A 20,240-nucleotide genomic window follows, 5' to 3' on the forward strand; every position below is an offset into this window, starting at 1 on the left:
AATCGGATTCAAAAGGTTTTAGAAGGTGCCAATATCAAACTTGGTTCTGTTGTATCTGATATTATGGGAGTTTCGTCGAAGGATATGCTTCGAGCAATCGCAGATGGTGAGAATGATCCTGAAAAACTAGCAAACTTCGCTCGTCGTTCAATGAAAAAGAAAAAGGAAGAACTTGAATTGGCACTTCAGGGCTATGTTAACCCACATCAACGCTTAATGTTAAAAACGATTTTAACTCATATTGATTTTCTAAGTGAGCAAATTGAAATGTTGGATCAAGAGATAGCGCAAAGAGTAAGCTCTTATCGGGAAGATATAGAACGACTCGATTCTATTCCTGGTATCGCCACAAGAATGGCTGAGCAAATCTTAGCTGAAATTGGTACGGACGTTGGAAATCAATTCCCGACTGCCGCACATTTATGTTCATGGGCAGCCTTGGTCCCTGGTCACAATGAGAGCGCAGGTAAAAGGAAGTCTAGCAGATCTAAAAAGGGAAATAAGTATTTAAGATCCGCATTAACAGAAGCAGCTCAATCAGTAAGAGGGTCAAAAAATTATCTCGGTGCACTGTATAGACGTACAGCTGGACGAAAAGGAAAGAAGAAAGCAGCAATTGTAGTCGCTCATGCGATGTTGCGAATCGCATATTATCTTCTAACCCGAAAAGAAATGTATGTTGACTTAGGCGAAGATTATTTCGATAAACAAAAACAAGTTTCTATTGTACGCCATTCAGTTCGAAGACTAGAAAACTTAGGTTATACTGTGACAATTACCGAAGCATCCTAATCCATTATTCATAGTCCACAAACACCCTGATCAGGCGCTCCTCTCTTTTTTAAAAAATGAATAAGCTGCGTCTATTTAAGTATTGCCATTTTCCGGTTCTCACAGAAGTTAATTTTCATGGTAGTTTTTAGACTGAGTGCTGCTTCTTTATTAAAAAATTGATGGTTGTTGGGAATCTAATATCTGTTAAAAATACAAGGTCAAGAGTGGATACTCCTGACCTTGTTGTTACTTTATCATTAAACAAAAACGTATGTCCCTGAATGTTTTGATTTAATTTCTAAATTCATTTAATCTTTCATACGTTTCAAGTAAAAAGTTATAAAACAATGCTTCGGTTGGGAGTAATTTGCGTTGTGTCGGATAGATGACACCGACTGTTCGTGTGAGATTGGTATCATTTAGGGGAATCACGACGGTAGACCGCGGTGTGTTATCAATCAAGGTTGTCTCCGGCATCAATGCTACCCCTAATCCTGAAGAGACTAATCCTTTTAATGCATCAATATCTTTTCCTTCAAATGCTATTTGTGGTGAAAAACCTGCATCCTTACATGCTTGAACAACTTGTTCGCGAAATTTAAACCCTTCAGGCAGGACACAGAATGGGTCATCCTTTAAGTCCCGTAAACGAATCGATTTCCGATCTGCTAATGGATGATGAATAGGGATGAGGGCCACAATATTTTCTATGAAAAGTGTAGCTCCTTTAATTTTTTTCTCTTTATCCTGGTTGACCATGGGGGCAATCAGGGCTAAATTAAATTCCCCATTTACCACACCATCTATTAAATCAGAATAAAGACCATTGTTCATCTGAAATTTAGCTTCTGGGTACCGAAGACGGAATGCATAGATAATCGAGGGCATGGTATGAGCTGCCATGCTAATAGGAAATGCAATCCGAACAGTTCCTTTTTCAGGATCTAAATATTCTTCTACTTCTCGCTTGGCGTCCTCCATCATATTCCACACTTGTTTCATCCGTTCATAAAAAATTCTGCCAAGCGGGGTTAATTTGACTCTTCTTCCCTCACGTATAAAAAGCGCTACCCCTAATTCTTCTTCTAAATTAAAAATTTGCCTGCTAACGGAAGATTGGGCAACATGCAAGGCATCTGCCGCTTCTGTGACATGTTCTCGTTTTGCGACTTCTAGGAAATATTGAATTTGCCTCGTCTCCATCTATTTATCACTCCAATTAATGCGTTAAATGCATTGATTTCATCTAAAATGAATATTGAAACTATCAATTATAAAATTATAAAATGAAAACACATTTAAGAAAAGAAATTTTTCTCAACTTTAAAATAATTAGGGGCTGAATGTTATGAAAGTGCTGGAAGAAGTAGAAATGAATCAAATGCAAATCGTGAAAAATCACGTAAATCGTTTATTTGAACAGGTTCAAATGCGAAACCCAAATGAGTGGGAATTCCAGCAGGCGGTTAAAGAAGTCCTTGATTCACTAGGACCTGTCCTAGTGAAAAATCCAATATATATGAAACTTGCCGTTTTAGATAGAATCATCGAGCCAGAGCGATTGATTTCCTTCAGAGTTCCATGGGTGGATGATAACGGGAATATAGAAGTGAATCGTGGATATCGTGTCCAGTTTAATAGTGCTATCGGACCCTATAAGGGGGGACTACGATTTCACCCTTCTGTTAACGCAAGTATTATCAAATTTCTCGGGTTTGAGCAAATTTTTAAAAACTCATTAACAGGTCAGCCGATAGGCGGTGGAAAAGGCGGATCTGATTTTAATCCAAAAGGTAAATCTGATATGGAAATTATGCGTTTTTGTCAAAGCTTTATGACAGAACTTAGCAGACATATTGGGCCGGATATCGATGTTCCCGCCGGTGATATAGGAGTAGGTGCAAGAGAAATCGGTTATATGTTCGGGCAATATAAAAAATTAAAAGGTGCTTTTGAAGCAGGTGTTCTAACGGGAAAAGGGATCGGATATGGAGGAAGCTTAATCCGGAAAGAAGCAACAGGATATGGATTAGTATACTTTGTAGAAGAAATGCTGAAAGCTCAGGGATTAAGCATGAATGGAAGCACCGTTGTGGTATCTGGTTCAGGGAATGTTTCTATTTATGCGATGGAAAAAGCGATTCAGTTTGGTGCAAATGTGGTTGCTTGCAGCGATTCAAGCGGCTATGTATATGATCCAAATGGAATTAATCTAGATACTGTGAAACGATTAAAAGAAGTAGAGAATAAAAGAATTTTTGAATATGTCAAAGAACATCCGGATGCAATCTATCAAGAAGGCTGTTCAGGCATTTGGGCGATCCCATGCGATATTGCTTTACCATGTGCAACCCAGAATGAGATTAATAAGGAAGCGGCAGAAATGTTAGTTTCGAATGGGGTAAAGGCAGTGGGCGAAGGGGCAAATATGCCATCTACTCAAGAAGCCATCGATACTTTTATGGATCACCATGTTTTATTTGCTCCTGCCAAAGCAGCAAATGCAGGCGGGGTTGCCGTCTCTGCTTTAGAAATGGCGCAAAATAGTGCACGGTTGGCTTGGACACAAGAAGAAGTCGATAGGAAATTACAGGATATTATGAAAGATATCTATAGTAAGAGTATGAAAGCATCAGAGGATTATGATGCTCCTGGGAATCTAGTTGTCGGTGCTAATATTGCTGGATTTGTAAAAGTAGCAGATGCTATGATTGCACAGGGCGTTATATAAAATATTATATCCATCAGTTTTTCAAACTAAGGATTAACCCCCAAAATTGAAAGAGCCACTTAAGGCTCTTTTAATTTTTTAAGCTGGTTGCTCTTCATTTCTGCTTGATCGTACGCCCTTTTTCTTTGAAATAAATCCCTTTGATTTAAACACTCTAAAGAAAAGTATCCATCCTACATTAAACATTAGAGTCCATACAAGTGTGATTAGAAGAAATAATCGCACGATTCGAACAGGTGATTTAATAGTCAATGACTTCGCCTTTTTCTTTGTTAGTCACTGAAAATAAAAAGTACTACCTACAAAGGAAGGTAGTATTTAAAGATTTAACAAACGGAAAGGTTAAATTTAGATGAATCCTTTCTTGTTGTCCTAATTGGAGTTATTTTTTGAATCTAAATGGTACGGTTGAGACAATCACATTTTTTTGATAAATGAGGTAAAGCCGTAATAATAAACTTGATTGATTATGCAGAATATCATGCCATCTTTTCTTCGTAATGAATTGAGGAATCAGTACAGTTAGAGTATAATTTTCTTCATTTGCTTTATCTTCTACAATTTCGATAAAGCGTGCAATCGGTCTTAGTAAACTTCTGTAAGATGTATACAATGTCACGAGGCGGATATCCGGTTGCCATTCCTTCCAATTTTCCTCCATTTGTTTTTCGCTCTCACGGTCAAAAGCCACGTAAACAGCAATAACAGAGTCACCGATTAACTTAGCATAGTTTAATGAATTTTCAACAACCTTTGTAATGCCAGCTACAGGAACAACGACAATGTTACCCTCTAGCGGAAGAGCCTCATCACCCGCTTTAATCGTCAGCTGTTCACCAACGGCGTCGTAATGTTTTTTAATCCGGTGGCACACAAATACGATAATCGGTAAAAATATGAGTATATACCAGACTTGAGAAAATTTTGTGATAAAGAAAATGAGGACAACCGTTAGGGTGATCAAGGCACCAATTAGATTAATCATCATTTTAAATAGCCAACCAGAAGGTCTATCTTTTATCCATTTCACAATCATACCTGTCTGAGACAGTGTAAAAGGGATGAATACACCCACTGCGTACAAAGGAATAAGTTGTTCCGTTTGCCCTCTAAAGATGATAATCAACAATATGGATGCCACACTAAGAGTAATGATTCCATTTGAATAGCCAAGTCTATCCCCTCGATTTAGAAACATTCTCGGTATATACTTGTCTGTTGCAAAGTTAACTGCTAACAGAGGAAAAGCAGAAAATCCAGTGTTTGCAGCAAGTACTAGAATAAGGGCAGTAGTTCCTTGAACAAAGTAATACAATAAATTTCTTCCAAATATCGCTGCAGCCATTTGGGAAACAACCGTTTCTTCCGCTTTAGGGGAGATTCCCAGCCAATAAGCTAAAAACATCGTTCCAGTGAAGAGAATTGCTAAAATAAAGCCCATAATCATCAATGTATGGACAGCGTTTTTAGCTTCCGGTTCTTTAAAATTCGGGACGGCATTCGAAACAGCTTCAACTCCTGTAAGTGCTGAGCAGCCCGATGAAAATGCACGCAATAATAAAAATAAACTGATACCAGGAACGGCTGCCCCAATTGGTGCATGTAAATTAGACGCAATCTGTCCGCTTACAATTTGCCATATTCCTACTCCAATAAGAAGGACTAAAGCCAATACAAATAAATAGACAGGATAAGCGAGGACCGAAGCTGATTCCGTAATACCTCTGAGATTCAAAATGGTGATCAAAATAACTAACAAAGAGGCAATAACGACATTAAAAGGATGTAATTGAGGGAATGCGGATGTAATCGCATCGGTTCCCGCTGAAACACTAACGGCTACTGTTAGAATATAATCAACTAATAATGAGCCGCCTGCGATTAATCCAGCGTTTTTTCCCAAGTTACTTTTCGAGACAACATAGGCACCACCGCCATGAGGATAAGCATAAATAATTTGGCGATATGACAGAATTAGTGCAGTTAAAAGGATTAGAACACCAACACCAATGGGGACAGAATACCAAAAAGCAATCATCCCTAAAGTGGATAACACAATGATAATTTGTTCTGGCCCATATGCCACAGAAGAAAGGGCATCTGATGACAGTATGGCAAGTGCTTTTAATTTACCTAATCTTTGTTCACCTAATTCACTCGTTTTAAGCGGTTTGCCAATTAAGGCTCGTTTAAACATAGAATAACGCATACAGGTTACCTCCATATGATTAAAAGCATTGTACATTTTATCCATTCATTAATAATGTGTTATGCGTTTATTCTACCCGTTATCCTGTTTTGAAAATCATTGATGATATCTAAATATGTAATTTAAAAAAATACAAAATAGAACTTTACGTAGTTTATTCTTATCCATTTTTAATGAAAAGTCATACACTTAGAAGCAGCATTTCAAATATTCTAGAACTAAAAGAGGTGTTGATCCAAGAAAGATTAACGCGTTTGTTCATATTGCCATTGTTCCTGATAGTAGAAATTACTTACTCTTTCACACCTTTTTTCACTAGGTTGACGAGAATTCCATTATTTTTAAATTTGTTGTAAGCTATTAATCTATTTAGATCCTTTACAGTTAACTTTGTCTTGTCTATAGCTAGTTGAAAATTCTTCGTTTTCTCAATTAAAGACAGTGCAAATTCAATCTGTTTAGTAGTTAACGAATAGTCTTCTTTATCTTGTCCTTGAACCGCAGAATTCACTTTCTCCGCTACTGATTGCTCCATTATAGCTGCATGCTCTTTTAACCTAGCAGCGACTATTGCCTCTACTTCCTCATGGCTGATCGAATTCACCTCTGTTTGGGTTGGTTTTTGACTTATATTTAGAAATCTATCAAGTAATCCCTTTAGCAATTTTAAACACTTCACTTTCCTTTTCATACCATTATATATAGGTAAATAATTCCTTGTACTCTATTATTAAAGCAATTTTCATAAAAAACAATACTTTTGGCGCATTTTGTTGTTAATTTTTGTAGAAAAACGCGGTTAAAGTAGGGTGTTTATTTAGGTGAATGTTCCTAATTGTAGTATAATGGAGAAAAATGCAAATTTTGGAGCGTTTATTATGGCAGTTACGATACCTGAATCGATCCGTTCTACAGCTACGGCAGGGGAACGATTATTTTTTCGGACATTGAAAACCTATCTTCCAGATGATTATATCGTCTACTTTGAACCTGAAATCCAAGGAAAGAGACCCGATTTTGTTATTATTGGCCCTGACCTGGGAATCGTAGTTCTTGAAGTGAAAGATTATACCAAAAACACACTCTTTCAAATTAATCACGATGAGTGGCATATTGTTTCTGCTTCTGGTGAGCAATCCGTCATTAAAAGTCCCATGAAACAGGCTCGGGACTATACGTTCCAATTAGTAGATGTATTAAAAAAGGATAAAAACCTCATTCAACTAGAAGGAAAGTATAAATTTAACTTAAAGTTCCCGTATGGTCATGGTGTTATTTTTACGAGAATGACATCCCAAGATTTTATCAAGAATGATCTTTATACGGTCATAGAACCGAGCCTTTGCTTTACCAGGGATGAAATTGATCCTGATAAGGACGAATTTTCCGAGGAAATCCTACTGGAAAAGATTCTAAATATGTTTGTTGTTCCCTTCCGTTTAAAAGAACCTCTTTCAATGGAGGATATTAATGCAATAAAAGAAAGTAATCTTTCCGAAATCATTGATAAAATAGAAAGGCGGGAAACGATTCTACCAACCTATGATGCCGTATTAATTGATGAAGGTCAGGATTTCGAAGCTGATTGGCTCCGGTTGGTTAGCTTATTGATCAATGCGGATACACAATCGCTTTTATTAGTTGAGGACAGGGCACAAACGATTTATAAGCGGAAGCGGTCTTATTTACAAGATACAGGTCTTAGCTTTCAGGGCCGTTCCAAGGTGTTAACGATTAATTATCGAAATACTTCCCAAATCGTAAAATTTGCCTGGGATTTCTATCGGAAACATTCGGTGTTTAAAAACAAAGTCGTTAATCGGGAGCTTGATGGGGAAATCATTGCTCCGCAAAGTACAAAGAGAAAAGGGCCAGAACCCGGTATTATCAAAGCAGCAAATTTCTTTGACGAGATGAGGCTGGTTTCAAGACAAATCAAGAAGCTGCACGAGGAGAGGAAAGTGCCATTTGAAGAGATCCTTATTTTATATCGGGTAAAGCGAACACATAAGTATCCGATTATTGATCTCATCAAACGATCACTAGTAGAGTCTATGATTCCATTCTATTGGATAACCGAGAATGACGTGTCAAAACGAACCTTTAAGAAGGATGATGGCAAAGTGAAAATTAGTACCGTCGACAGCAGTAAGGGTCTTGATTTCCAGGCAGTCTTTATTGTCAATGTTGATTCGATGCCATTTCCATTAGAGGAGGATAAAGAACGGGAAGTATCACTATTATACATAGGGATGACGAGGGCTAAGCAATATCTTTGTCTATCTTATTCGAGTGAATCCGAGTTCACCAATTATTTGGACTCAAAATTGTTGGAAAGGAAACAGTTGAAGGGTGGAATCGAAAAGGTGAATTAATCAGAAGTAGGAAATCATAGGATACCTATCGATATCACTCTTGTAAAAGAATGTTTCAACTGGAGAGTAGCCTTTTCATAGGACTACTCTTTTTTCTAGTCAATGGTTAGAAGTATAATTAGTTTATTAGATCATGAAAGAGGTTTTCGGAGGAGGGGAAGATCGATGCCATTAGAAATTGTTCGTCATGATCTTATAAAGATGAACGTAGATGCAATTGTGAATGCTGCTAATACAGCCTTACAAATGGGCGGAGGTGTATGTGGGGCAATATTCCAGGCGGCGGGTGCCAGGGAGTTGCAAGATGCCTGTGATCAAATCGGCGGGTGTAATGTGGGAGAAGCAGTTATAACTGATGGATTTAACTTGGATGCGAAATTTATCATCCATACGCCAGGTCCTATCTGGCAAGGAGGGGGTAATAACGAAGCCGCACTATTAAAGGCTTCTTATCTTAACTCTTTGGAACTAGCCAAAAAACATCACTGTGAGTCGATTGCTTTTCCATTAATATCGACTGGCATATATGGGTATCCGAAAGAAGAAGCCTTACAAATTGCAGTCTCCACCATTAGTACGTTTTTATTGCATAACGACATGCTCGTTTATCTCGTTGTTTTTGATAAAAAATCGCTTGGTGTAAGTAAGAAATTATTTTCATCCATCCATCAATATATTGATGAGAATTATGTCGAAGAGGTAGAAATCACTTTTCAACGTAATGGAAGAGAAGACCGATTTGCAGTAAAGCCATTGCGTGAAGAGGAATTTAGGACAGAGGATATACATAGAAGTAAAGAACGCATCTTTAGTAAACCTATTGGACCAACTCGATGAAACTTTTTCCGAGCGGCTGCTACGTTTCATTGATGAAAAAGAGATGACCGATGTAGAGACCTATAAAAAGGCAAATATAGACCGTCGCTTATTCTCAAAAATTCGAAATGGAGTGGACTATACTCCTGCAAAGAAAACAGCGATCGCTTTTGCCATTGCATTAAGGTTGAATTTAAGAGAAACGATGAATCTATTATCTACTGCAGGGTACACCTTATCACACAGCAGTAAATTTGATATCATTATTGAGTTCTTTATTCAACAGGCTAACTATAATATTCATGAAATAAATGAAGTATTATTCGCTTTTGATCAACCATTACTCGGAGCTTAAATTTGCTAATCAAAAATGACGTGTGAATTCACACGTCATTTTTGATTAGCAAGGGTTTTACAACGTTTTTATCTAAACTTTCTGTAACTTCCAACCCTTTAGAGTAAGAAAGGACGTTGGACCACAATTTATTGTGATAATATTTTATGAATTAGAAAAAAATAGTTCTTAGGAAAGGAGGGATTGAAAATGTCTGTAAAAAAATGGTCAACAGGATTATTCGTTTTGCTTGCCGTGATTTTGGTTATGACAACTCCAGGCTCACTCACAGTATTTGCAAGATCCGGCGTCGAAACACAGCCTATGGAGACGGTGAATTCGATAGAGGTCAAGTTGAACGATGATTACTTTAATCCGAAAGTCATCACTATTCCCAATGGAAGACCGACAACGTTGATATTGAAAAACGAAGGTAGGAAAGAGCACACCTTCACAGTTGAAAAGCTCAGAATTGACGCCGAAGTCCAGCCCGGAAAAGAAAAAACCATTACCGTGAAACCGAATATGCCCGGTACATATGATCTGATATGTCGGTATCATTTCCAGGAAGGAATGGTTGGAAAAGTAATAGTTAAATAAAATGCAGGGCCCAATCGGGCCTTGCATTTTTAATAGGCAACGGTAAACGTGCTGCTTATAAGTTTTCATATTTCAATGTATTTAACGTCACAAAAGAGACATTCTTGAAAGTCTCTTTTGTGACGTTAATCGTTAATATATATGTATGGATTTAGAGTAGGTTTTTCTATCTGTAAGAAGAACTAATCCTTTTTTTTAACGCTTTTCAATATAGTTTACGACATCCCCGACGGTTTGAAGCGTCGCTGCGGTTTTGTCACTAATTTCAATCGCGAATTCATCTTCTATTTCCATCGTTAAGTCCACCATATCAAGCGAATCAGCTTCTAAGTCATCTTTGAATGATGATTCTGGTTTGATTAGTTCCATTTTGACACCCAGTTGGTCAGCAATAATAGGTTTTAATTTCTCAAAAGTGGTCATTGTAGCATCCTCCTTATTATTTCATAACCACCATTATAACACCCTAATCGGGAACGTAGAAATAAAAAAGTATTGCCAATATTTGGGTGGATTTTGGTGTTATTTATTGATAGTCCATACAATGATCATAAACCTTATTATATTCGTTAAGAAATAATCAATTTCACACTAGCTGGAATAGTTAATTGATAACTAAGGCCCATTTTTTGACCAATATCGATTAGTTCTTTCCTCAAGTTTTCTATGATACTCGGTAATTACTATCAAAAAAGATAACAAAGTTTTAAACTCTGACGGGGTGCATGAGTTAAAGAGCAGGGTGTATTTACAGCAGCCTTTTAAGAATATTGTAAACAAAGGAAGGATTACAATAATTATGAACAAAACGGGGAAATTTTCTATCGACATTTTATTATGTCAACTAAAAGGGTATATAATATTATTATAGTAGAAAAATATAGTCTATGAAGAAGAGTCTATTTTTTTCTTTTCTCAATAAAATATGCCAGAAAACACACATTCTGTTACCTCCAAAATCAAGCATTCAATCTTGAAAGGGTATAGATGAATGTAGAAATGAAACTAAGGAAGGAGACAGGCTGTGAAGAGCATCATGAAAGGATGATTGGATGCGTGTAGACCAAACACAGGGTCTCAAAGAAGAAGGAAAAGACGCTTATTCATTTGATAAGGTTCCGGAAGAAAAACGGAATATGGGGTGGTTTAGCGTAACCAACATAACGTTTGGCATTGCAACTGCCATTTTTTATTTTTAAACAGGTAGTGTTATGGCCCTTAAGTTCGGTGCGATGAACGCCATTATTTCAGCGATTTATGCGATTGTAATTGCCGGAGTCTTAGGTACAGTCATTGCCTATTTATCCGCAAAATCAGGGATGAACGTAAATCTCATGTCTAGACAAGGTTTTGGATATATTGGAGCTTCGTTAACTTCATTAATTTACGCATCAAATTTTATCATGTACTGTGCATTTGAAGGTATGATTCTCGTTACCGCCGTACATGCATTTTTCCCCACAACTCCATTATGGCTTCTAATTATCGTATTTGGATCAATTGTCATCCCACTAAATTGGTTTGGTATTAAACAATTAGACAAATTTCAAAAATGGTCATTACCAATCTTCGGTATCTTTTTAATTATCACAATAATGGTCGCGTTCCATACACCATCTAAATTTGATGGGCAATTTTGGACATATTTACCAGACGGTGTACAGATAGGTGGAACAGCTTTACTATTATGTATAGGAGTGCAACACGGAATTATGGGGTTAACAGCTTTAATTGCGTCAGATTATGCGCGTTTCCTTAAACCAAAGGATATCAAAATTGGATCCATTATGATTGGATTTGTTCCGCAAATTTTCTGTTTTGGTGTCATGGGTTTACTAGGAATATGGTTTGGTGTCCGATTAGGTGAATCTAATCCGGGGATATACATTGTCACACTTCTTGGACTAGGTGGAGTAACTTTTACGATGTTAACACAAACACGGATTAACATCACAAATATTTATAGTGCTTCGCTTTCGTTGTCCAATTTTTTTGAGAATGTATTTCATATCAAACCTGATCGTCGTTTTTGGGTTGTTATCGCAGGTGTGGTATCGATTGCGTTAATGATTGGTGGTATATTAGATTATTTAGGTAGTGCGATGACATTCCAAGGGGTTCTCTTAATGGCGTGGGCTGCTATTTTAGTCACAGATGCATTAGTCGTGAAGAAGTTGTTAAAAATTGTACCGAAAGAATATGAAGCGAGACAAGAAAAATTATATAAATGGAATCCAGTTGGGGTTGTGCCATTAATGATCTCAAGTGTCCTCGGAACGATTGCTGCATTAGGATACATGGGGACGTTCTTACAAAATACGGCTACTTTCTTTGCGGCAATATTAGCTTCATTCCTTACGATTGTGGTAGCTGTCTATACCAAGGGCAAATACTACAGTAAAAATGCAGTAAAGGAAATGGGTGTCCCATTGAAAAAAGAAAAAAAGAGAAAAATCCCCACCTCAACAAAGGAAGTACCAATTGAGTAATGCAAATAAGACCCAAAAGGGCGGTTTAGTTAAAGTTTTCATGGCAAACACTTGGTTTCGGTGCAGCAAAAGTGCGGGGAATACCCATCCTATCTGCCAAAGATGGATTGAAGAGGGAGAAAAAACATAATCTAAACTAAGAGCTGGAACCTTTTCCTAGCTCTTTTGTTTTCGTTAATGAAATTATAAAATTTTCGCTTGTGGATAACTCTTAATAAATGGACTATCGACGTCCAGCTCCAGCGCCTAGCCCCTCGATGGCCCACAGCCCACCAGGCAAATGAAGGCAAAGAACGCCTTCTTTCCCTGAGCGTCTTATGCTTGTCGGTGCTGTTCAAGGCGATTGCGCTTTTATTCTTCTGTATCTCCATAAATAAATCAACATAAAAAAACCCCCGCTGAGGTGACCCCAAAAAGTTAGATTTTACTCTAACTTTTGGGATGCAGTACACGCAGGGTCCTTTTTATTAATTCAAACTGTTTCTATAAACATAAGGGTCATTCGGTTTTGGAATGGTTTTGTAGCTTGTTACTTTTAAAACAGGAATTTTGGTTTTCATTTGTGGATAATAAACGGTATCCATTGTTCCTGTTACTTGATACCATTGGTCATTTGGAATATGAATATTGTTCGGGAATTGCATCATCAATCCAAAAGCTCCAGAGTCTGCGACACAATGAATCAATCCGAATCGAAGTAAAAATAGTTGGTTGGATTGTAATCCAGGGCCATTGTAAGTAAATCCTTTCATCGTAAGAGTTTTTCCTGCAAAAGCCCCTGAAAAATTATAAAGCACTTCTAACCCGACTAAATAGTCTTCATCTGATAAGGTAATATTATTTTTTGGAATATAAGACTTAGATTCTTTTCTGACTAAATCTTCAAAATCAGTTTGATTCATAAATTTACTCATATCAGGATTTAGAACTTGGTGCATTCCTTCCCGATTACTCCCGTCTTCTAATGTTGGAAATGAAAACCCCTTTGCATCCACAAGCTGTGAATCTAGTGTTGCAACTGGCAAAACCACTCCAGAAATAGCAGGAATTAACACAAGTGTGTAAGCCAAGAATTTTTTTATCTTTTTTCCAGCAGATTGTTTCCTTTTTTCGTGACCATGTTCATGATGGTGTTCATGCTCATGATGATCGTGGCTACACTCACAATCATCATGTTTGTCTTTCTCGTCTTCAGATGACCATAATTTAATTCCTTCGACAACTGTAAGTATGAATAAAATCACGATCATACTCGCAGATAAGAAGCTATATTTCATGTTTATATATTTTGATATGTTTCCTGTGGCATGCAGCATAAAAAACAAGTTTGTAGTAAGTATTAAAATAAGGACTTTAAACATCATCCCACATCCTTTACAAAAGAAGTGAACCAATGAATACAAATGAAGAAATTAATGAAACTAAAAGAAGAACAAATTTTGCTTTAAAAGACCCAAACATCATAAGTAAATTTTTAATATCTACCATATTGCCAAATACTAAGAAAGATACGATTGAAGTTTGGGGGAAAAAATTACGAAAAGATGCTGCTACAAAAGCATCTGCTTCCGAACAAACAGATAAGATAAAAGCTAAAGCCATCATAACCAATATTGCAGTTACGTGCGTACCGCCAAGTGTTGTTAATATCCGTGTAGGTACATAAACTTGCATTGTAGAGGCAATTAACGCACCCAGCACTACGTATTTTCCCATACTAAAAAATTCGTCAATGGTATGGTTAATAACACTCATTAATTTTTGTCTAGTATTCTGGTGAGAATGGTCGTGAACATGTATTCCATTATTTTCTTTTAGTGGATTGTCCTTTATAACAAAAGATAATACAAGTCCAACTAAAATTGAAACACCGATTGCTAATCCTGCTCGGTACCCTACCATCGTCCAGCTATCTCCGAATGCAATAAATGTAGCAACTAAAACAATCGGATTGATAATTGGACCAGAAAGCATAAAGGCAATTCCTGCATGAGGGGCGAGTCCTTTTTTTATTAACCGTGAAACTATGGGAACAATCCCACATTCACACCCAGGAAATAATACTCCCATAAAACTAGCAGCAACAACAGATAAATATCTATTTTTTGGCAGAATTCTGAGCAGTGTATTTTCAGAAACAAAAACTTCTATCAGTGCAGAAATAAAAGCCCCAATGACAATAAATGGGAATGCCTCAATGACAATACTTATAAAAATCGTATTCAATTGTAATAACCGATCCATGCATATTCCTCCTGTGATATAACACAATTGGTTTCTATAAAAAGACAAACTCTATCATAACAAAATTATCACTCATTTGATATGTTTTGATTTTCCAAATGGGGTAGATATGTTTGCCATTTAAATATATTAAACTATCTTTGTGACGAAATTGTTAACAGTTAAAAAATAATTTTCTAAATGTTTTATTTTGAAAAAGATAATAATTAGAAATTGAAAATCCAGCCAATTACGGCTGGATCTCCTTATAAAACAAAAGGCGTGGTTTTAGGATAACAATGGGATTAAAAATACTTTAACTAAACTTGCTGTTTTAAGTTCAGGGGTTATTCCATTATAGGGCGATTTTCTTTAATAAGAAGGCGTCTTTTATCATTAATCAGATTCTGGAGCAACACATTTAAGAGTTTGGGGTTATATTTTGCATGTAGGTAATCTTACAGTATTTTTATCATTCAATTGGAAAAAGCTGACTTCAAAAGGGGACAATTTAGTCTCTTGAAATCAGCTTTTTTTATCATATAACTATCCAATCTTATATACTGACAATGATCATTTTTTCTTGTTTTTTATTTGATTTTTATTATTTTTATTTTCTTCTTCCGAAGAATTTTCGTTACTGTGGATTTCTTCTTTCACATTATCTACTGTAATGGATACTTCACTTTCATGTTCCTTAATAACAGTAGATTTTGTTAGAGTTCCGTTTGCTTCAATATTATTATTTGAAGATACATTTGGTTTGTTTTTCTCTCCTTTAACAACGAGGGAGCCTGTGCGTTTTTCACGGGTTTCTCCCTTTTTCTCCTCTTTCATTATGCTTTCAATATCGGGATTTCCTTCCACTATCAAAATGTTTGGGCTTTCCGTTACAACTTCTTCTTGCGCTACTTCCGTGTCGAGTAGCGTCACTTCTTCCGTGACCGAAGGGACAGAACGCTCCTCAATTCGTGCTTCTTCTTTTCTTATGATATCCTGTACCTGCTTTGTTTCTTGAATTTTCCGCTTGCCTACAATCACCTCTTCGACGACTACAGGTCTTTTCGTAACTTCTATTCGTTCTTCTGTAATTGGAATACGAATGATTTCATCCTCTGTAAATGGGGTGGCATCATACTTTCCATCAATGACAGGACGGCGCTCAATATATATTTCCTCTCTAGTAAGTGGAACATAAACAGTTCGCTGCTCTTCAACTACTTCTTTACGAAGCTGTAATTCTCCGACTTGGACACGCTCTTTTGTAATATCAAGCTGTTCTTCACTAAGTGGGACAGCTGTTGTTTTTTCGGTCTCATATTGAGCCTCATAAATAGGGCTATCGTAAGTTTCATAGGCATCAACCAGCAAAATCATTTTCCCATTATTAATTTCTTTTTCACACTGTTTTGCCGTAAAGATGGGTAGTCCCCTCTCAATAAGCCTGCTGGAAAGGGCGTTTGACGGGCTTCCGCCCATTCCTACCGTCATCAAGGAAAAAAAACTTTCCATCATAACACCAGCTAAGGTACTCACTTGTATATCGGCTTCTACCATAACACCAGTTTGAGAAGTGATGGTTGGAATGTCACTTCGATACTTTGCTACAACCATCATATCTGTTTCACGATGCCCCTGGCGTTTCAAACCTTCGATCGCATGCAAGACTTCTTGTTCTGAATTGAATGTTCCAACGATTCTTTTTTCCATACTCATAATATCATGCCTCCTATAATGTACTAATGAAGTAAAAAAATTACATCGAAGTGTATAGAATGTCTACCCGAGTACTCTTCACTTGAAACATTTGCTAGAACATATGGTAAACAAAAAAGAACCGCCAATCACTGGGAGTTGGCGAGTTTTCCACTATTTCTACGCAATCGAAATATTCGTTAGTTAAATTATCTTGTTGAGTAATTAACAATAAAAAAAGTGCTGATAAAGCCAATACCCATAAGAAAAGAGATAAACGGCCAATTACGGTCAGATGACTTTTTAAAAATAACGACCGCTAAAAAAAACGAAAAAACGGTACCAATAAGTAAGATTCTATTTACCCACATAATTAAAATACTATCTAACCACAGCATAAAAATTTCTCCTTTTATTTTGATTATGAGAATCCAATAAAAAATTGTAAAAAAAATAAAGAAAAAGAGAGTGATCATAAAGACGTTATCAGCGGATATTCCTTCATTAAGAACTAGACCTCTGTCTTAATAATTACATTATAAAAGCCATTGTTTAAGTTCTAATGAATTCTATGTAAACGTTTTTTAAAGAGGTGGTTTGCTCTCAATCTAATATTTATGATATGGTATAATGCATCGTACTTGGTAAGTAGGGAAGTAAGATGGATAAAACAAACCTTAGGAGCTCAGGTATACAATAATAATGGAGTGATTATATGAATAAAGCTAAGGGTAAAAGCGGAACAGGTAGAGGAACAGGAAAGAAGGGCTGGAATCGTTGGCAAGCTAGTGCCAACAGAGCTAAGAGTGCCAAACCTTATGTAAGCAAAGGTGTAAAAAAATCAGAGGAGTCAAAGAACACCAACAATAGTAAAGGTGATACATCCGAATGAAATAACGTTTGCGTTTCTACTTTAGGTAGAAACGCATTTTTTAATGTGCTAACAAAACAGGTTAAATGGAGCCATACTATTTCTGTGTTTTAAAAGGATACAGCTGGCGGTAATCGGTAGGTGTCATTCCTTCATGTTGTAAAAAACGTTTATTAAAATAACTTATACTCGGATAGCCTGCCTTTAGAGCAATTTCTTTAATTGTCATTTCCTTATTGTCCAGCAGCCATTGTTTGCTCATTTGAAGCCGGCATAATGTAATAAACGCCATTGGCGTCATTTGTGTAGCCCGTTTAAAAAGGCGGCAAAAATAATAGGTGCTCACACCTGCTTGTTCTGCCCAGTAATCCAATTCGAATGGTTCACATGCCTTACTTTGCATCAACGGAAGCAAAGATTGAATACGATCGTCTAATTCTTGCTTTCTGTCAGAAGTTCGAGGCACCACATTTGTCATAAACTCTATTAAGAAAGTATAGGTAAGGGTAGACAATCGGGACAAATGCAAAAAACTATTTTTCTCTGCTTCAAGAAGCAGCTGTTCATGCGCTTCTTCTAATGGTTGAAGATGTTGAACATTCCAAAGTGAATGCCGATGAAAACCTTTATCCGATAAAAATGGATGGAGGACGCTACCATAAAAATGAACCCATCGAATATTCCAAGGGTCATTATGGCTGCTATAATAACGCTGTTCCTGCATAGGAAAATACAAAAAAGCATCCCCGCGCTTTAGGGAATATTGTTTACCATCCATTTCTACAGTGCCAGAACCAGAGACAACAAAGTGGATACTAAAATTATTAAGCGTTCCCACTTTTCGGTCTACCTGATGTTGCGGCTCATCCCAATACAATCCGATCGATTCGGGAAGGACCATATATTCATGATCATTGAGTGTAGGTAATAAATATTGTCTTTGCATTCTCCATCACTCTTTTCATCGCAATATTGTTTCATATGTAGGGCAAAAAGATTCTATTTTTATTTTATTATGAGTTTCATATAATGACAATATAGTATTATCTTTACATAAAGGAGAGGAATTGAATGAATAAAATTCGTTGGGGTATTATCGGATGCGCCGGAATTGCGAAGCGCTCGGTTATACCTGGAATACAGCAATCTGAAACGGGCGAAGTCGCTGCAATCGCAAGCCGCGGATTGGACAAGGCCAAGCAAACAGCTGAACAATTGAATATACCGAAAGCTTATGGAAGTTATGAAGAATTACTTGCTGATCTTACAATTGAAGCCGTTTACATTCCGCTGCCTAATCACCTGCATAAAGAATGGGTTATCCTTGCAGCAGAAGCGGGCAAACATGTTTTATGCGAAAAGCCATTAGCGATCAATGCAGAAGAAGCACAGGAAATGCTTGAAGCTTGCGAAAAAGCTGGTGTTGTATTTGCTGAAGCATTTATGTACCGGTATCATCCGCGGTATACCACCATTCGTGACATTATTAAATCGGGTGAGATAGGGGAGCTTCGCGGAATCCATGGCACCTTTACCTTTAACAATTCAAAGGATATGAACAATATTCGATATAAACAAGAGTGGGGCGGCGGCTCGTTATACGATGTTGGCGTTTATCCGATTAGTGCTGCACGCATGTTGTTAAACGAAGAGCCAAAAGCTGCAGCTGTTCATGCTTATATTTCTGAAGAGCATGATTATGTAGATATGATGGCCTCTGGCATTTTGGAGTTTAATAGAGGTGTAGCTTTAACTTTTGATTGCGGAATGTGGGCAGCTTTCAGAAATACGCTCGAAGTCTTGGGAACAGAAGGACGAATCGAAGTTCCTAGCGCTTTTGTAGTAAATCAGGATGTAGGAGATAACTTTTTTGTTTATACAAAGGATGGGCAGAGAGAAGTGGAAGTTCCTCGCTTGAACCAATATGCCGTGCAAGCAGATGCAATGGGAAGAAGCATTCGAAACGGAGAACCGCTTCCATTTCCAGCATCCGATGCCGTCCTGAATATGAAAGTTTTGGATGCATGTCTAACATCGGCAAGAGAACGACGTCGTGTTGAGATTAACTAATTGGAGGTCAAAATCATGAATTCGATTGCAATTCCAGGATTATCAAAACCAGTAACCACTCTTATTCAAGGCTCTGATTATTTCAGACCAAGTATTTATGAAAAAGTTTGCAACGTGCTGGACCGTTTTTTGGCTATTGGCGGGAATACGATTGACACTGCTCGTATTTACTGTGGCGGTGAGAGTGAACTGGCAATTGGTCAATGGATGAAAGACCGGAATAATCGTGAAGATGTCGTCATTTTGACGAAAGGGGCTCACCACAATCAGAACGGCCCTCGTGTAAATCCAGAAGCCATATCAAAGGATTTGTTTGAGAGCTTAGAAAGACTTGGAACAGATTATATCGATTTATATGCGTTGCATCGTGATGACCCAAGTATTCCAGTTAGTGTCATTATGGATGCCTTAAATGAGCATATTGCCGCGGGAAGAATTAAGGCAATTGGCGGGTCGAATTGGACGGTCGGGCGGTTGCAGGAAGCGAATGAATATGCGGCAGCAAATGGGTTAGTGGGATTTACTTTTAGTAGTCCAAATTTAAGCTTAGCCAAAGCGAAAGAACCATTTTGGGCAGGCTGTGTATCAGTTGATGCCGCAGATTGTGAGTGGCATGAAAAATATCAGCTCCCCATTTTATCGTGGTCTTCCCAAGCAAGAGGTTTCTTTACTGGCCGTTTCACGCCCGAAGATCAAAGCAACGAAGATCTTGTTCGCGTTTTCTACAGTGGCGATAATTGGGAACGTTTACGCCGCGCTGAACAATTGGCGAAAGAAAAAGGTGTCAGCACCATTCAAATCGCTCTTGCCTATGTGCTCAATCAACCATTTCCGACATGTGCCCTTATCGGTGCTCAAAATGAAGAAGAGTTGATCTCTTGTTATGAGGGCTCCAAAATTGTTTTAACAAAAGAAGAGTTAAGATGGTTGGAACACGTTGATATAAGTGTGAGATAAACAGGTATGGATTAAATTTTAAAAAAATCGCCATCTGAGGATTTAACAGATGGCGATTTTTTCTGCCAATTGCTATTATTGTGATTGTGTTGTCCC

Annotated in this window: 18 protein-coding genes and 2 pseudogenes; 10 read left to right on the forward strand and 10 right to left on the reverse strand. The window is 37.4% G+C overall.

Annotation, left to right across the window (positions count from 1 at the left end):
- Positions 1-792, forward strand: a 792-nt coding sequence (locus M3226_RS19485; protein WP_251568369.1) for an IS110 family transposase, incomplete at its 5' end; no start/stop codon positions are given.
- A gap of 273 nt (positions 793-1,065) precedes the next feature.
- Here the strand turns inward: M3226_RS19485 and M3226_RS19490 are convergent.
- Positions 1,066-1,977: a LysR family transcriptional regulator gene (locus M3226_RS19490; protein ID WP_251568377.1), complete on the reverse strand. Its 912-nt coding sequence runs from the start codon at positions 1,975-1,977 to the stop codon at positions 1,066-1,068.
- A 145-nt stretch (positions 1,978-2,122) separates the two neighbouring features.
- Between M3226_RS19490 and gdhA the strand changes: the two genes are divergently transcribed.
- Positions 2,123-3,505: an NADP-specific glutamate dehydrogenase gene (gene gdhA / locus M3226_RS19495; protein ID WP_251568378.1), complete on the forward strand. Its 1,383-nt coding sequence runs from the start codon at positions 2,123-2,125 to the stop codon at positions 3,503-3,505.
- Between the two features lie 382 nt (positions 3,506-3,887).
- On the opposite strand, the gene M3226_RS19500 is transcribed toward gdhA, so the two are convergent.
- Positions 3,888-5,714, reverse strand: a complete 1,827-nt coding sequence (locus tag M3226_RS19500; RefSeq protein WP_251568379.1) for an APC family permease — start codon at positions 5,712-5,714, stop codon at positions 3,888-3,890.
- Between the two features lie 292 nt (positions 5,715-6,006).
- The gene (locus M3226_RS19505) at positions 6,007-6,378 is read right to left on the reverse strand and encodes an ABC transporter ATP-binding protein (RefSeq protein WP_251568380.1); all 372 of its coding nucleotides are present in this window, start codon (positions 6,376-6,378) and stop codon (positions 6,007-6,009) included.
- Between the two features lie 214 nt (positions 6,379-6,592).
- On the opposite strand from M3226_RS19505, the gene M3226_RS19510 reads away from it, so the two are divergent.
- From M3226_RS19510 to M3226_RS19520, 3 genes and pseudogenes are all read left to right on the forward strand, one after another.
- Positions 6,593-8,089 carry a nuclease-related domain-containing DEAD/DEAH box helicase gene (locus tag M3226_RS19510; protein WP_251568381.1) on the forward strand — a complete coding sequence of 499 codons (1,497 nt, stop codon included), beginning with the start codon at positions 6,593-6,595 and terminating at the stop codon, positions 8,087-8,089.
- A 165-nt stretch (positions 8,090-8,254) separates the two neighbouring features.
- Positions 8,255-9,260: pseudogene (locus tag M3226_RS19515) on the forward strand (macro domain-containing protein).
- Positions 9,261-9,449: 189 nt separating this feature from the next.
- Positions 9,450-9,839, forward strand: coding sequence for a cupredoxin domain-containing protein (locus M3226_RS19520; protein ID WP_251568382.1), 390 nt, complete (start codon positions 9,450-9,452; stop codon positions 9,837-9,839).
- Between the two features lie 195 nt (positions 9,840-10,034).
- On the opposite strand, the gene acpP is transcribed toward M3226_RS19520, so the two are convergent.
- Together acpP and M3226_RS32790 are read right to left on the reverse strand one after the other, a co-directional pair.
- The gene (gene acpP, locus M3226_RS19525) at positions 10,035-10,262 is read right to left on the reverse strand and encodes an acyl carrier protein (protein ID WP_144566987.1); all 228 of its coding nucleotides are present in this window, start codon (positions 10,260-10,262) and stop codon (positions 10,035-10,037) included.
- Between the two features lie 146 nt (positions 10,263-10,408).
- On the reverse strand, positions 10,409-10,498 hold the full coding sequence (locus M3226_RS32790) for a hypothetical protein (protein ID WP_374110646.1): 90 nt from the start codon (positions 10,496-10,498) through the stop codon (positions 10,409-10,411).
- A 393-nt stretch (positions 10,499-10,891) separates the two neighbouring features.
- On the opposite strand from M3226_RS32790, the pseudogene M3226_RS19530 reads away from it, so the two are divergent.
- Positions 10,892-12,328 (forward strand): annotated as a pseudogene (locus tag M3226_RS19530) (purine-cytosine permease family protein).
- Positions 12,321-12,458, forward strand: a complete 138-nt coding sequence (locus M3226_RS19535; RefSeq protein WP_251568383.1) for a hypothetical protein — start codon at positions 12,321-12,323, stop codon at positions 12,456-12,458. The pseudogene M3226_RS19530 and the gene M3226_RS19535 overlap by 8 nt, the downstream one beginning before the upstream one ends.
- Before the next feature lie 337 nt (positions 12,459-12,795).
- Here M3226_RS19535 and M3226_RS19540 read toward each other — a convergent pair whose 3' ends face one another.
- The 4 genes from M3226_RS19540 to M3226_RS19555 form a co-directional block, all read right to left on the reverse strand.
- Complete coding sequence (locus M3226_RS19540) at positions 12,796-13,692, reverse strand: TIGR03943 family putative permease subunit (RefSeq protein WP_251568384.1); 897 nt, start codon at positions 13,690-13,692, stop codon at positions 12,796-12,798.
- Positions 13,693-13,702: 10 nt separating this feature from the next.
- Entirely contained in the window at positions 13,703-14,590 is an 888-nt protein-coding gene (locus M3226_RS19545) for a permease (protein ID WP_374110652.1), read from the reverse strand.
- Between the two features lie 534 nt (positions 14,591-15,124).
- On the reverse strand, positions 15,125-16,267 hold the full coding sequence (locus M3226_RS19550) for a YsnF/AvaK domain-containing protein (RefSeq protein ID WP_251568386.1): 1,143 nt from the start codon (positions 16,265-16,267) through the stop codon (positions 15,125-15,127).
- Positions 16,268-16,455: 188 nt separating this feature from the next.
- Positions 16,456-16,644 (reverse strand): hypothetical protein, encoded by a 189-nt coding sequence (locus tag M3226_RS19555; RefSeq protein WP_251568387.1) that lies wholly within the window; start codon positions 16,642-16,644, stop codon positions 16,456-16,458.
- 317 nt (positions 16,645-16,961) lie between these two features.
- Here M3226_RS19555 and M3226_RS19560 point away from each other — a divergent pair, with 317 nt between their 5' ends.
- Entirely contained in the window at positions 16,962-17,138 is a 177-nt protein-coding gene (locus tag M3226_RS19560) for a DUF3934 family protein (protein ID WP_251568388.1), read from the forward strand.
- Positions 17,139-17,214: 76 nt separating this feature from the next.
- Here M3226_RS19560 and M3226_RS19565 read toward each other — a convergent pair whose 3' ends face one another.
- Positions 17,215-18,063, reverse strand: coding sequence for an AraC family transcriptional regulator (locus tag M3226_RS19565; protein ID WP_251568389.1), 849 nt, complete (start codon positions 18,061-18,063; stop codon positions 17,215-17,217).
- Between the two features lie 125 nt (positions 18,064-18,188).
- On the opposite strand from M3226_RS19565, the gene M3226_RS19570 reads away from it, so the two are divergent.
- Together M3226_RS19570 and M3226_RS19575 are read left to right on the forward strand one after the other, a co-directional pair.
- Complete coding sequence (locus tag M3226_RS19570; protein WP_251568394.1) at positions 18,189-19,187, forward strand: Gfo/Idh/MocA family protein; 999 nt, start codon at positions 18,189-18,191, stop codon at positions 19,185-19,187.
- Between the two features lie 15 nt (positions 19,188-19,202).
- Positions 19,203-20,144, forward strand: coding sequence for an aldo/keto reductase (locus M3226_RS19575; protein WP_251568396.1), 942 nt, complete (start codon positions 19,203-19,205; stop codon positions 20,142-20,144).
- Positions 20,145-20,240 lie beyond the last annotated feature (96 nt).

Source organism: Neobacillus cucumis, from assembly GCF_023715505.1.

Excerpts from the sequence above, each read along its gene's own strand:
- M3226_RS19490 (WP_251568377.1), bottom strand. The coding sequence starts at position 1,977 with ATGGAGACGAGGCAAATTCAATATTTCCTAGAAGTCGCAAAACGAGAA.
- gdhA (WP_251568378.1), top strand. The coding sequence starts at position 2,123 with ATGAAAGTGCTGGAAGAAGTAGAAATGAATCAAATGCAAATCGTGAAA.
- M3226_RS19500 (WP_251568379.1), bottom strand. The coding sequence starts at position 5,714 with ATGCGTTATTCTATGTTTAAACGAGCCTTAATTGGCAAACCGCTTAAA.
- M3226_RS19510 (WP_251568381.1), top strand. The coding sequence starts at position 6,593 with ATGGCAGTTACGATACCTGAATCGATCCGTTCTACAGCTACGGCAGGG.
- M3226_RS19520 (WP_251568382.1), top strand. The coding sequence starts at position 9,450 with ATGTCTGTAAAAAAATGGTCAACAGGATTATTCGTTTTGCTTGCCGTG.
- acpP (WP_144566987.1), bottom strand. The coding sequence starts at position 10,262 with ATGACCACTTTTGAGAAATTAAAACCTATTATTGCTGACCAACTGGGT.
- M3226_RS19540 (WP_251568384.1), bottom strand. The coding sequence starts at position 13,692 with ATGATGTTTAAAGTCCTTATTTTAATACTTACTACAAACTTGTTTTTT.
- M3226_RS19550 (WP_251568386.1), bottom strand. The coding sequence starts at position 16,267 with ATGAGTATGGAAAAAAGAATCGTTGGAACATTCAATTCAGAACAAGAA.
- M3226_RS19555 (WP_251568387.1), bottom strand. The coding sequence starts at position 16,644 with ATGCTGTGGTTAGATAGTATTTTAATTATGTGGGTAAATAGAATCTTA.
- M3226_RS19560 (WP_251568388.1), top strand. The coding sequence starts at position 16,962 with ATGAATAAAGCTAAGGGTAAAAGCGGAACAGGTAGAGGAACAGGAAAG.
- M3226_RS19565 (WP_251568389.1), bottom strand. The coding sequence starts at position 18,063 with ATGCAAAGACAATATTTATTACCTACACTCAATGATCATGAATATATG.
- M3226_RS19570 (WP_251568394.1), top strand. The coding sequence starts at position 18,189 with ATGAATAAAATTCGTTGGGGTATTATCGGATGCGCCGGAATTGCGAAG.
- M3226_RS19575 (WP_251568396.1), top strand. The coding sequence starts at position 19,203 with ATGAATTCGATTGCAATTCCAGGATTATCAAAACCAGTAACCACTCTT.